Genomic DNA, 12,447 nt, shown 5'->3' on the forward strand with positions numbered 1-12,447 from the left:
CGGCACGTCGGGCTCAGGACCAGGTGGCGACCAGGTAGCCCACGCCGTACGGGGCGTCCTCGTACAGCAGTCGGCCGCCCAGACCCGCTCCCTCGGCCGCGCCCGCGAGCACCTGCCACGGCGCCCGGCCCGCCGCCTTCAGTTCGTACGCCAGCGACGCGTCCAGCGCCGTGAGCGCCCCTGCGTCCGCCGCGGCCAGCGCGCGGGCGGCCGCCGCGTCGAACGCCTCGGCGCGGTCGTCCAGATAGCCGGGGGCCTTGAGCGCGCGGCAGGCACTGCCGTCGCCCATCACCAGCAGCGCCAACCGGTCCGCCCTGGCGGCCAGGTCCCGTCCGGTGCTCGTGCAGCGTTCGGTTTCGAGGGGCGCCCCCACACCGAGCCCCTCGACCGGCGCGGCGGCCCACCCCACGCGGGCGAGCAACCAGGCCCCGACGGCCAGGGACGGCGGAAGCGACCGATCCGCCACGGGTCCGCGGTCACGCCCGAGCCGTACCCCTAGATCCACGCCGAAGCCCTGGAAGGTGCCGGTGGCCCCTTCGGAGTGCGGGCCACGGCCCTCGTGGTCCGCGGTCCCGATCACGATCAGCAGATCGGGCCGGGCGGCGGCCAGCACGCCGAGGGCGTCGGCGCAGGCGTCCCGCAGGGCGTCGAGCTCGGGGGCGGCACCTGCCGCGACCTCGGGCACCAGCAGCGGCGGACAGGGGCAGACAGCGGCGGCGACAAGCATGGTGGGCAGCGTACTGCGTGGCCACGCCGCCGCCGTCGGCCACCGTCGCCGTCCGGACCCCTCCGGCGTCAGTCGCAGCCGCAGCCGGGAGCGGCCGTGGCCGGCAGCGGCGCCGGGGCACCGACACCCGGCAGCCCCAGCATCACTCCGGCCGGCTTGGCGGCTTCGCCGGCCGTGCGCTTCTCCCAGGCGTCCCCGGCGCGGGTCCGCCGTACGCCCACCGGAGCGCCCTCGGCGAGCAGGTGGTGCGGGGCCGCGTAGGTGATCTCCACGGTCACCACATCGCCCGGCCGCACGTCCTCGTCCGGATTGGTGAAGTGGACCAGACGGTTGTCGGGGGCACGGCCGGAGAGGCGGTGGGTGGCGCCGTCCTTGCGGCCCTCGCCCTCCGCGACCATGATCTCCAGCGTCCGGCCGACCTGCTTCTTGTTCTCCTCCCAGGAGATCTCCTCCTGGAGGGCGGACAGGCGCATGTACCGCTCCTGGACGACCTCCTTGGGAATCTGCCCGTCCATCTCGGCGGCCGGGGTTCCGGGACGCTTGGAGTACTGGAAGGTGAAGGCGTTGGCGAAGCGCGCCTCGCGGACCGCGTGCATGGTCTGCTCGAAGTCCTCCTCGGTCTCGCCGGGGAAGCCCACGATGATGTCGGTGGAGATGGCGGCGTCCGGCATCGCGGCGCGCACCTTCTCGATGATGCCGAGGAAGCGCTCCTGGCGGTACGAGCGCCGCATCGCCTTGAGGATCGTGTCCGAACCCGACTGCATGGGCATGTGCAGCTGGGGCATCACATTGGGCGTCTCGGCCATCGCCGCGATCACGTCGTCCGTGAAGTCGCGGGGGTGCGGCGAGGTGAAACGGATCCGCTCCAGGCCCTCGATCCTCCCGCAGGCGCGCAGCAGCTTGGAGAAGGCCTCACGGTCGCCGATGTCGGAGCCGTACGCGTTCACGTTCTGGCCGAGCAGGGTGATCTCCGAGACGCCCTCGGCGACCAGTGCCTCGATCTCGGCGAGGATGTCGCCGGTGCGGCGGTCCTTCTCCTTGCCGCGCAGCGCCGGGACGATGCAGAAGGTGCAGGTGTTGTTGCAGCCCACGGAGATGGAGACCCACGCCGCGTAGGCGGACTCGCGGCGCGTGGGCAGCGTGGAGGGGAAGGCCTCCAGGGATTCGGCGATCTCGATCTGCGCCTCCTCCTGGACACGGGCGCGCTCCAGCAGCACCGGCAGCTTGCCGATGTTGTGCGTGCCGAAGACGACGTCCACCCAGGGGGCCCGCCGGACGATGGTGTCGCGGTCCTTCTGCGCCAGGCAGCCGCCGACGGCGATCTGCATGCCGGGGCGCCTGGTCTTCATCGGGGCGAGCCGGCCGAGGTTGCCATAGAGCTTGTTGTCGGCGTTCTCCCGGACCGCGCAGGTGTTGAAGACGACGACGTCGGCGTCGCCGTCGGAGCCCTCGGCGGCACGTACGTAACCCGCGTCCTCCAGCAGCCCCGACAGCCGCTCGGAGTCGTGGACGTTCATCTGGCACCCGTAGGTGCGCACCTCGTACGTTTTCAAACCGTCCACTACTCCACCAGCCACGTCGTTGCCGCTCACCCGTCCAGGGTAAGGGCTCCGGTCCGGTCGCGATGCTGAACGTCCCCCGGGGCCCGGCCCTGGTCATCGCCGGAACGGACTGGCAGGATCGCCGCCATGCTCCAGGCACTGTCCCGTATCGGCCGGCGGCGCACCCTCCAGGCGTGCGCGGCCCTCGTCGTCGTGCTCGGGCTGCTGCTGTGGTGGCTGCTCCCGCTCGGGAAACCGGCGCCGAGCGGCACGCTGACCTTCAGCACCGGCGTGCGCAGCGGCGTCTACCAGCGCTACGGCGAGCGGCTCCGGGGGGATCTGGCCCAGGATCTGCCGAAGGTGTCGATACAGCTGCGGACCAGCGAGGGCTCGCAGCAGAACATCGCCCGGGTGGCGACCGGCAAGGCCGACTTCACCATCGCCACCACCGACGCCCTCGCCACCTATCTGCGCAGCGGCGGGCCCGGCGCCGACCGGCTGCGGGGCTGTGTGCGGTTGTACGACGACTACATCCAGCTGGTCGTGCCCCGGAACTCGGAGATACGGAAGGTCTCGGACCTGCTCGGCAAGCGCGTCGGGGTGGGCCAGCCGGGATCGGGCGTGCGGCTGGTCGCCGACCGGCTGATGACGGCCGCCGGTCTCGATCCCACCGACGATGTGACGCCGGTCCCCAACGGCATCGACACCATGCCGAAGGAACTGGAGAACGGCCGGATCGATGCCTTCTTCTGGTCCGGCGGACTGCCCACCTCCGCCGTGCAGGAACTGGCGGACCGGTTCGCGATCCGGCTGGTGCCGCTGGAGGCCCCGCTGATCAAGGAGCTTCAGGCCGCGGGCGGCTCCGCCCGCTACTACCGCTCGGCCGTGATGCCCGCCGACGCCTACCGCAGCGCCCAGCAGGGGCAGGCGGTGCCGACGGTGGCGGTCGCCAATGTGCTGGTGACCACGGACCGTACGGATCCGGCGATGACCGAGGCGTTCACCCGGACCGTGATCGACAGCCGGGACCGGATCGGGCGCGAGGTGCACGCCGCCCAGCTGGTGGATCTGCGTACGGCGATCTACACCGATCCGCTGCCGCTGCACGAAGGGGCCAGGCGCTACTACCGCTCGGTCAAGCCCTGATCGCCGGGCCGCTCCCCTTCCCGCCCCGCTCAGCCCTGCGGGTTGTCGCGCGGCACCGACACGGTCACCCGCAGCCCGTGCGGCTCGTGGGCGGCGTAGCGGAGGGAGCCGCCCCCCGCGGCCAGGAGGGCCTGGGCGATGGAGAGCCCGAGGCCGGAACCCTGCACGTTCTGGTGCCGGGTGCTGCGCCAGAAGCGGTCGCCGACGCGTTCCATCTCCTGTGCGGTGAGGCCCGGTCCGCGGTCGGCGACGACGACGGTGACGTCGTCGCGGCCGGAGGCGACCGTGACGCGGACCTCCTCGTCGGCGGGGGTGAACTTCAGGGCGTTGTCGATGATGGCGTCGAGGGCGCTCGACAGTGCGATGGGATCCGCCCAGGCCGTCACGGCGGCTGAGCCGTCCGCCCTGAGCGCCACCCCCTTCTCCTCGGCCACCGGGCGCCAGGAGGCGACGCGTTCAGCGGTCAGGGCGCCTATGTCCGTGAGCCGCAGGTCGGCCCCGGCGTGCTCGGCCAGCGCCAGGCCGAGGAGGTCGTCCAGGACCTGGGCGAGGCGCTTGCCCTCCGTGCGCACGGAGGCGATCTCCTCGTTGCCCTCGGGGAGTTCGAGCGCGAGGAGCTCGATGCGCAGCAGCAGAGCGGCCAGGGGGTTGCGCAGCTGGTGAGAGGCGTCGGCGACGAAGGCGCGCTGCTGCTCCAGCACGTCCTCGACGTTGTCGGCCATCTCGTTGAACGAGCGGGCCAGGCGCCTGAGTTCCGGCGGTCCTCCGGAGGCCGCGACCCGGGATCGCATCCGGCCACTGGCGATGTCGTGGGTGGCCGCGTCCAGGGTCCGCACGGGCAGCAGCACCCAGCCGGTGAGCCGGATCGCGGCGCCGACCGCCACCAGCATCGCGGCCACTTCACCGGCCGCGATGAGCAGCCAGCCGCGCAGTGTGCGCGCGCGCATCTCGGTGGTGGGCGAGTCGATGACCACGACGGCGACCACATCGCCGTCCCGTACGACGGGCGAAGCGACGACGACCCGGCCCCGCTGCCAGGGCCAGACCTGCGGCGGATCGTGGCTGCGACGTCCGAGGAGCGCCTCCTTGAAGGCCTCCCTCCCCTCCCCCTCGATCGGCAGCTGCCAGGTGGCCGGGGCCTTCGCCATGGCGCTGTCGTCCCGGTAGAAGACACCGGCGCGGATGCCGTACACCGAGGCGTAGGTGTCCAGTTCGCTCCGCAGGGTGCGGCGGCGCTCGTCGTAACCGGGGGTCCGTTCGGCGATGAACTGGGCGAGCGCGGCGAAGCGTGCCGTGTCGTCGATGCGGTCGATGACGACGCGCTGCTGCTGGGCACCGGCCACGCTGACGGCCAGCGGGAAGCCGAGGGCGAGGAGCACGCTCGCCATGAGAATGATGAGCAGCGGAAGCAGCCGGGTGCGCACCTGGGACGTACGCCTCTACGCGGACGGGGCGACGAGGCGGTAGCCGACCCCGCGCACCGTCTCGATCAGTGCGGGCAGCCGCAGTTTGGAACGCAGCGACGCGACGTGCACTTCGAGTGTGCGCCCCGTTCCCTCCCAGCTCGTGCGCCACACCTCACTGATGATCTGCTCCCGGCGGAAGACCACCCCGGGGCGCTGGGCGAGCAGCGCGAGCAGGTCGAACTCCTTGCGGGTGAGCTGGACTTCGCAGCCGTCGACGCTGACCCGGCGGGTCGGCAGCTCGATCTGGACGTGTCCGAGCCGAAGCGCGGCGACAGGCGTGGGCACGGTGTCCTCGCCGGCCGGCTTGCGACGGCTGACGGCATGGATACGGGCGAGGAGCTCGCCGGTGTCGTACGGCTTGACCACGTAGTCGTCGGCCCCGAGATTGAGGCCGTGGATCCGCGACCGGACATCGGCGCGCGCGGTCACCATGATCACCGGGGTGGAGGTGCGCTTGCGGATCTTCCCGCACACCTCGTAGCCGTCCTGGTCGGGCAGGCCGAGGTCGAGAAGCACGACGCCGAAGGGTTCCGTGTCCGCGGGCAGCAGCGCCTGCAGCGCCTCCTCGCCGCTGCGGGCGTGCACGACCCGGAAGCCGTGCCGGGCGAGCACCGCGGAGAGGGCGGCCGCGACGTGGTTGTCGTCCTCGACGAGCAGCAGTCTCATGCCCCCCCCTTTTCCGATGGTTCGATGCCGGTTCCCGTGGACGGCGTTCCGGTGCGGTCTCCTGTACGTCTTCGTACACCTCTCGTCACTTCCCCGTACCGAGGTGTTTCACGTCATGGCGTACCAGGGCATCCACTCCGATGACCGGTACGTCAGTCAAGGGCCCGCCCCTCGCATCGAGCCATCCGTTATGCACCCGGTACGCCCCGGGCGCACCGCCTGCCGCCCTGTTCACACGGTGTGTCCGGGTGCCGCCGGATCGTTATCCTCAATTCTCGCTCAGATGTGATGACGCTGATCGCACCGCGTCCTAGGGTCCTTCCCAACCGAGGAGGACGGAGCAAGAAGCCGATGAGCGGAGTTTCAGTGACCAAGGGCGCCGAGGACGCCGCACCTGCGGCGAACGACCTTGTCGTACTGAGCAACGTCAACAAGCACTTCGGCGCGCTGCATGTGCTCCAGGACATCGACCTGACGATCGCCCGTGGCGAGGTCGTGGTCGTCATCGGGCCCTCCGGGTCCGGGAAGTCCACGCTGTGCCGCACGATCAACCGCTTGGAGACGATCGACTCGGGTGACATCTCGATCGACGGCAAGCCGCTGCCGCGGGAGGGCCGGGAGCTGGCCCGGCTGCGCGCCGATGTCGGCATGGTCTTCCAGTCGTTCAATCTCTTCGCGCACAAGACGGTGCTCGAAAACGTGATGCTGGGCCAGCTCAAGGTCCGCAAGACGGACAAGAAGGCTGCCGAGGACAAGGCCCGTTCGCTGCTGGACCGGGTGGGCGTGGCGACTCAGGCCGACAAGTACCCCGCCCAGCTCTCCGGCGGTCAGCAGCAACGCGTAGCCATCGCAAGGGCGTTGGCGATGGACCCCAAGGTGATCCTCTTCGACGAGCCGACCTCCGCGCTCGACCCGGAGATGATCAACGAGGTGCTGGACGTCATGCAGCAGCTCGCCCGGGACGGCATGACGATGGTCGTCGTCACCCATGAGATGGGCTTCGCGCGCTCGGCCGCGAACCGCGTCGTCTTCATGGCGGACGGAAAGATCGTCGAAGAGGCCACGCCCGACCAGTTCTTCAGCAACCCGCGCAGTGACCGGGCCAAGGACTTCCTGTCGAAGATCCTTCACCACTGACTGATCCCGCACCGCCGGTAACCGGACCGGCCGGTCACTCACATCGCGTCAACCATAGGGAATTTCACCATGCAGCTTCGTAAGGTCACCGCCGCCTCGGCCGCCGTGCTCGCCCTCGCCCTGACCGCCACCGCCTGTGGTTCCGACAAGAAGGACGGCGGCTCGGACGGCGCGGGCGGTGGCAAGAAGATCACGATCGGCATCAAGATCGACCAGCCCGGTCTGGGTCTGAAGACCCCCGACGGCAAGTACACCGGCTTCGACGTCGACGTCGCCACGTACGTCGCCAAGGAACTCGGCTACGACGCCAAGGACATCGTCTTCAAGGAGACCAAGAGCGCCGACCGCGAGACGGCGATCGAGCGCGGTGACGTGAAGTTCATCGCCGCCACCTACTCGATCAACGACGAGCGGCTGCAGAAGGTCGACTTCGCGGGCCCGTACCTGCTGGCGCACCAGGACATCCTCGTCCGTGCCGACGACGACTCGATCAAGTCCCCGGCGGACCTGAACAAGAAGAAGCTCTGTTCGGTCGCCGGCTCGACCTCGGCAAAGAACGTCAAGGACAAGCTGGCTCCGAAGGCCCAGCTCCAGACGTACGGCGGCTACTCGGAGTGCCTGACCGGCCTGGAGAACAAGGTCATCGATGCGCTGACCACCGACGACTCCATCCTGGCCGGCTTCGCGTCGCAGAAGGAGTTCCAGGGCAAGTTCAAGCTGGCCGGCTTCCAGATGACCAACGAGAACTACGGTATCGGCCTGAAGAAGGGCGACGCCGATCTCAAGAAGAAGATCAACGACGCGCTCACCAAGATGGTCTCGGACGGTGCCTGGGACAAGGCCGTGAAGGCCAACTTCGGCCCGGCGAACTACAAGTACGAGCCCGCCCCGAAGATCGGCAACGTCGTCAAGTGAAGCAGGGCTGACCGGGCGCGCCGTCCTTGAACGGCGGCGCGCCGTGCCCTCCGACACGCGGAAGCGCGGGAGATCGTGTTCGACTTTCTTGAAGGTTACGACCTGCTGGGGGCCTTCTGGGTGACGGTGCAGCTCACCGTCTACTCCGCCCTCGGCTCCCTCATATGGGGAACGCTACTGGCCGGCATGAAGGTCAGCCCGGTCCCCCTGATGCGCGGCTTCTCCACCGCGTACGTGAACGTGGTCCGGAACATTCCGCTGACCGTGATCATGGTGTTCTCGTCGCTGGGTCTGTACCAGACGCTGGGCGTCATGCTCGGTTCCGACGTCATCGACGGCATCAACTTCCGGCTGGCGGTGCTCGCCCTGGTCGCCTACACCGCCGCCTTCGTCTGCGAGGCGATTCGGTCGGGCATCAACACCGTGCCGGTCGGCCAGGCGGAGGCGGCGCGTGCGCTCGGGCTGAGCTTCACGCAGGTGCTGTTGTTGATCGTCCTCCCCCAGGCGTTCCGTGCGGTGGTCAACCCGTTGTCCAATGTGCTGATCGCGTTGACGAAGAACACCACGGTCGCCTCCGCGATCGGTGTCGTCGAGGCCTCGTTCCTGATGAAGGACATCATCGACGCCCAGGCCCAGCTGATCCTGATCGCCTTGACCTTCGGGTTCGGCTTCGTCGTTCTGACCCTCCCGACCGGCCTGATCCTCGGCTGGGTGAGCAAGAAGGTGGCGGTGAAGCGATGAGTTCCGTCCTCTACGACGCTCAGGGACCGCGCGCCAAGCAGCGCAACATCCTGTACACGGTGCTGTTCGTCCTGTGCGCCGCGGCGGTGGTGTGGTGGGTCTACGACGGCCTCGCTTCCAAGCACCAACTCGACTGGATCAAGTGGAAGCCCTTCTTCACCAGCTCCCAGCCCTGGGAGACGTACATCTGGCCGGGCCTCCAGAACACGCTCAAGGCGGCGTTCTTCGCCCTGATCATCGCGCTGCCGCTCGGCGCCCTGTTCGGGATCGGCAGGCTGTCGGACCACCGGTGGGTGCGGATGCCGGCGGGCATCGTCGTGGAGCTCTTCCGCGCCATTCCCGTCCTGATCCTGATGATCACCGCGAACGCGGTGTACGCGGAGTACACCGCCATCGATACCGATGTGCGTCCGCTGTACGCCGTGGTGACCGGTCTGGTGCTGTACAACGCCTCCGTGCTCGCCGAGATCGTGCGGGCCGGAATCGAGACCTTGCCGAAGGGCCAGGCGGAGGCGGCCAAGGCGCTCGGCATGCGCAAGAGCCAGATCATGCTGTCCGTGCTGCTGCCGCAGGCGGTGACGGCCATGCTGCCGGCGATCGTCAGCCAGCTCGTGGTCATCGTCAAGGACACAGCGCTCGGTGGCGCCATGATGACCTTCCCCGAGTTGCTGGCCTCGATCCGCCCGATGAGTGCGAACTACGGCGCGAACACGATCGCGTGTTTCACCATCGTGGCTCTGATCTTCCTCGTGGTGAACTTCGCCCTCACATCGTTCGCGAGCTGGCTGGAGCGGTGGCTCCGGCGCAGCAAGAAGAGCAAGGGCACCGCGCCCGGGGGCGCACCGGAGACCAGCGGTGAGCCGGCGCTCGTCGTCGACGACGGACGCGCCGTCTGACGGCTCGTCGCATCGTGCGCCCGAGGGGCGGTGGCGGATCCGCCACCGCCCCTCGCCGCCTTCCGGTGTCGCTTGACGCAGGCACCGGCAGTAGGTTGCATACGTTCTGTGATCGCGCCCCCAGCTCCCGCCGCCACACGTACCCCGCCGCCTACCCCTTCCTCGCGCCGTCGGCTCCTTTCGTTCGCGTCCTCGACGTCGTTTTCACGGATTCGAGGAGCCGCCCCGTGGACCCGGTGATCGTCGTCGGCGCCGGGCCCGTCGGTCTGACGCTGTCGCTCGCCCTCGCGGCACAGGGTGTTCCCTCCGTCCTCCTCGACGAGGACCCGGCCAAGGACGAGACGCGTCCGGCCCGCACGGTGGTGCTGCGCGAGGACACCGCGGCCCTGGTGGAACGGCTCGGCTGCAAGGCACTCCACCACGAGGGCATCCGGTGGTCCGGCTGGCGGTCCATGCGGCGCAGGCAGTTGGTGCGCGAGCTGCCGCTCGGCGAGGACTCCCCCGAGGGCGATCCGTTGCCGGCCCCCATCCATCTGCCGCAGCACGTACTGACGCGCGGGCTGCGGGACGCGGTGGCCGCGCAGGAGCTGGTGCGGGTGGCTCCGTACAGCCGGATCGACACGCTGGAGCAGGACCCGGCCGGGGTCACGGTGCACACCAGGGAGCCGAACGCGACCTGGTGGCGCGGGAGTTACCTGGTGGGATGCGACGGCGCCAGGTCCACCGTGCGCAAACTCCTCGACATCCGCTTCCCCGGTCGTACGGCGGTGGAGCGGCATGCCGTCGCGGCCCTGCGCACCGAGCTTCCCTGGCCGGGGCAGGCCGTGCTGCACCGGCTGCCGCCGTGGCGCACCGGGGGCGCCGAGGTGACCGCACGACCGCTGCCGGACGGCGCCTGGCGGCTGGACTGGCTGCTGTCGCCGCGCGGCGAGCTCGTCACTCCGGACGCCCTGATCACCCGGATCCGGGACACCTTGGCGGGCTGGTGCGGCGAGACACCGCCGTACGAACTGCTGGACACGGGCGTGTACACGCTGCACCACCGGCTCGCCCTGTGCTGGCGGGTCGACCGGGCGTTCCTGGCCGGGGACGCCGCCCATCTGCTGGGCGCGCTGGGAACGCAGGGGCTCGACGAGGGGCTGCGGGACGCCGAGAACCTGGCCTGGAAGCTGGGCCAGGCCTGGCACCACGGCGCCTCGGACGTACTGCTCGACAGCTACCAGGCGGAGCGCCGGGCCGCCGTCGCCGCGCGGCTGCGCGCCGCGGACCAGTCGCTGCCGATACTGCGCGGCGGCGGAGGTCTGCGGACCCTGGTCCCGGGGAGCGCACGGGGGCACGACTCGCTGCTCACCGACGGACATCTGGGCCAGGGCCCGCTCGGTGCGCCCCCCTCGTACTCGCACTCGCCCCTTGCGCCCCCACGCGCCGAGGCGCACACATCCGTGGATACGCCCCCTGGTGCGCCGGTCACCGATGTACGGGTGACCGCACCCGACGGCACGACCGTGCGGCTGCGCGAGCGGCTGGGGCAGGGGCACCTGCTCGTGGTCCTGGTGGCGCCCGGCACGGGGGTGTGGGACCGGCGTCACTGGATGAGCGCGGGTGTCATGCCCCGTCTGGTCGCGGCTGTCGACGCGATGCCGGTGAAGGGCGAACTGCTGGTGACCGAGAGCTATCCGGGGGCGGCGGCCCACACCGTCCTGCTGATCAGGCCGGACGGTCACCTCGTGGCGTCGTTCGGCGGGGTCCGGCCCCGGGAGCTCTTCGCAGCGGCGGACACGGTGCGCGGCGGACCGGCGCGCGGCTCCGTACGCCCGGACCAGACTGCGGGCATCAATTGACCGACACGGGCGCGCATGGTGTACTCCGGAACGTGACCGACACCGATGTGCGCCTGTGGCGGAGGGTCCATATGGACCTCGTCCGCTATGCGGGCTGCGTGTGTCGTCCGTCCTGCTGAATCGCCTCTCCCTGCCGCGCCGTGCGCTCCGCCGTACGGCCGGGCATCCACGCGAACGCTCAGGACGGTCTCTGTGTCTGCCCCTTCGTCACCCTCTGTACGCATGCCCGCATCCGCGCCCGCTCGTGATTCCGGTCCGTCGACGGCGGAGCTGCTCGAATTCGTCCGCCGCGTCGCCGCCGACGCCGAGGTCGTCGCCTCGCTCCCGCTCGATTCCGAAGGCCGGACCTGGATCCCGCTCGAAGGGCCCGGCGGCAGCGAGGCCTGGCTGATCGGCTGGCCGCCCGGTAGTAGCACCGGCTGGCACGACCACGCCGACTCGATCGGCGCCTTCACCACCGCGGCCGGCACCCTCAAGGAGCTGTCGCTCGCCGCCCGGCTGCCCACCGACGGCTGGAAGACCCTCGAACTCACCGAAGGCATCGACCGTTCCCGGCAGTTGGCCACCGGGCAGGGCAGGGCGTTCGGCCGTCACCATGTCCACGAAGTGCTGAACGAGTCCGGCACCGAGCACGCCGTCTCCGTCCATGCGTACTACCCGCCGCTGCCGCGGATCCGGCGCTACAGCCGTACCGGTGCGGTGCTCCGCCTCGAACAGGTCGAACGACCGGAGGACTGGCAGTGAGCGACAGCCGTGGGGGCGGTTCGGGCCCGGTCGGGATCGACGAACTGCTGGAACGGATCCGGGCCGGGTTCGTCCGGATCGGCCCTCCGGAGGCGATCGCCGCCGCCGCGGACGGCGCGCTGCTCGTGGACATACGCTATGCGGAACTACGCGAACGGGACGGACTGATTCCGGGGGCGCTCGTCGTCGAGCGCAATGAACTGGAGTGGCGGCTCGATCCACAGGGCAGCCATCGGGCTCCGGAGGCGGTGAGCCACGATCTGCGCATCGTGGTGGTCTGCAACGAGGGCTACGCGTCGAGCCTGGCCGTCGCGTCCCTGCGTCAGCTGGGACTGCGCCGGGCGACGGATCTGATCGGCGGATTCCAGGCGTGGCGCGCGGCGGGACTTCCCGTCGAGGCGTGAGGGAGCCGCCCGGGGCGGGACATCCCGCCTCGGAGGCGCCGTCTCCGGTTCCGTGCCTGCCGGACGGGGACGCCCACCACGCGTCCGCGTGCCCGAATGCGGACACCCGGTCCGTATGCGTACGTGCCCGAACGGGGACGTCCACTCCGCGTATGCACGCGTCCGCATGAGGACGCTCACTCCCGGCACGGGCGGGCGCCCCGGACGGGGACGCCCACTCGCG

General features: G+C 70.2%; 13 protein-coding genes. 9 read left to right on the forward strand and 4 right to left on the reverse strand.

Translation table 11 applies throughout. The annotated features are described in order from the left end of the window. Positions 1 to 13: 13 nt before the first annotated feature. Positions 14 to 727 carry a class III extradiol dioxygenase subunit B-like domain-containing protein gene (locus ACZ68L_RS24840; RefSeq protein ID WP_469580324.1) on the reverse strand — a complete coding sequence of 238 codons (714 nt, stop codon included), beginning with the start codon at positions 725 to 727 and terminating at the stop codon, positions 14 to 16. Between the two features lie 68 nt (positions 728 to 795). Continuing rightward, complete coding sequence (miaB, locus tag ACZ68L_RS24845) at positions 796 to 2,289, reverse strand: tRNA (N6-isopentenyl adenosine(37)-C2)-methylthiotransferase MiaB (RefSeq protein ID WP_469580407.1); 1,494 nt, start codon at positions 2,287 to 2,289, stop codon at positions 796 to 798. 126 nt (positions 2,290 to 2,415) lie between these two features. Here miaB and ACZ68L_RS24850 point away from each other — a divergent pair, with 126 nt between their 5' ends. Then, the gene (locus ACZ68L_RS24850) at positions 2,416 to 3,414 is read left to right on the forward strand and encodes a TAXI family TRAP transporter solute-binding subunit (RefSeq protein WP_469580326.1); all 999 of its coding nucleotides are present in this window, start codon (positions 2,416 to 2,418) and stop codon (positions 3,412 to 3,414) included. 29 nt (positions 3,415 to 3,443) lie between these two features. On the opposite strand, the gene ACZ68L_RS24855 is transcribed toward ACZ68L_RS24850, so the two are convergent. Together ACZ68L_RS24855 and ACZ68L_RS24860 are read right to left on the reverse strand one after the other, a co-directional pair. After that, positions 3,444 to 4,838 carry a sensor histidine kinase gene (locus ACZ68L_RS24855; protein ID WP_469580327.1) on the reverse strand — a complete coding sequence of 465 codons (1,395 nt, stop codon included), beginning with the start codon at positions 4,836 to 4,838 and terminating at the stop codon, positions 3,444 to 3,446. A 15-nt stretch (positions 4,839 to 4,853) separates the two neighbouring features. Beyond that, positions 4,854 to 5,546, reverse strand: a complete 693-nt coding sequence (locus ACZ68L_RS24860; RefSeq protein WP_469580330.1) for a response regulator transcription factor — start codon at positions 5,544 to 5,546, stop codon at positions 4,854 to 4,856. A gap of 351 nt (positions 5,547 to 5,897) precedes the next feature. On the opposite strand from ACZ68L_RS24860, the gene ACZ68L_RS24865 reads away from it, so the two are divergent. The 8 genes from ACZ68L_RS24865 to ACZ68L_RS24900 all read left to right on the forward strand — a co-directional run bounded on the left by ACZ68L_RS24865 (position 5,898) and on the right by ACZ68L_RS24900 (position 12,224). Next, complete coding sequence (locus ACZ68L_RS24865; protein WP_469580333.1) at positions 5,898 to 6,683, forward strand: amino acid ABC transporter ATP-binding protein; 786 nt, start codon at positions 5,898 to 5,900, stop codon at positions 6,681 to 6,683. Positions 6,684 to 6,752: 69 nt separating this feature from the next. Continuing rightward, on the forward strand, positions 6,753 to 7,598 hold the full coding sequence (locus ACZ68L_RS24870) for a glutamate ABC transporter substrate-binding protein (RefSeq protein ID WP_469580335.1): 846 nt from the start codon (positions 6,753 to 6,755) through the stop codon (positions 7,596 to 7,598). Between the two features lie 75 nt (positions 7,599 to 7,673). Beyond that, positions 7,674 to 8,339 carry an amino acid ABC transporter permease gene (locus ACZ68L_RS24875; protein ID WP_469580337.1) on the forward strand — a complete coding sequence of 222 codons (666 nt, stop codon included), beginning with the start codon at positions 7,674 to 7,676 and terminating at the stop codon, positions 8,337 to 8,339. Further along, positions 8,336 to 9,235 carry an amino acid ABC transporter permease gene (locus ACZ68L_RS24880; RefSeq protein ID WP_469580340.1) on the forward strand — a complete coding sequence of 300 codons (900 nt, stop codon included), beginning with the start codon at positions 8,336 to 8,338 and terminating at the stop codon, positions 9,233 to 9,235. Before ACZ68L_RS24875 ends, ACZ68L_RS24880 begins: the two co-directional genes overlap by 4 nt. Before the next feature lie 227 nt (positions 9,236 to 9,462). Beyond that, positions 9,463 to 11,076, forward strand: a complete 1,614-nt coding sequence (locus tag ACZ68L_RS24885; RefSeq protein ID WP_469580342.1) for an FAD-dependent monooxygenase — start codon at positions 9,463 to 9,465, stop codon at positions 11,074 to 11,076. 47 nt (positions 11,077 to 11,123) lie between these two features. Continuing rightward, the gene (locus ACZ68L_RS24890; protein WP_309544753.1) at positions 11,124 to 11,195 is read left to right on the forward strand and encodes a putative leader peptide; all 72 of its coding nucleotides are present in this window, start codon (positions 11,124 to 11,126) and stop codon (positions 11,193 to 11,195) included. Between the two features lie 103 nt (positions 11,196 to 11,298). Then, positions 11,299 to 11,820: a cupin domain-containing protein gene (locus tag ACZ68L_RS24895; RefSeq protein WP_469580344.1), complete on the forward strand. Its 522-nt coding sequence runs from the start codon at positions 11,299 to 11,301 to the stop codon at positions 11,818 to 11,820. Continuing rightward, positions 11,817 to 12,224, forward strand: coding sequence for a rhodanese-like domain-containing protein (locus ACZ68L_RS24900; protein ID WP_469580347.1), 408 nt, complete (start codon positions 11,817 to 11,819; stop codon positions 12,222 to 12,224). Before ACZ68L_RS24895 ends, ACZ68L_RS24900 begins: the two co-directional genes overlap by 4 nt. The last annotated feature ends 223 nt before the right edge of the window (positions 12,225 to 12,447 follow it).

The organism is Streptomyces sp. NPDC104309 (assembly GCF_055584025.1).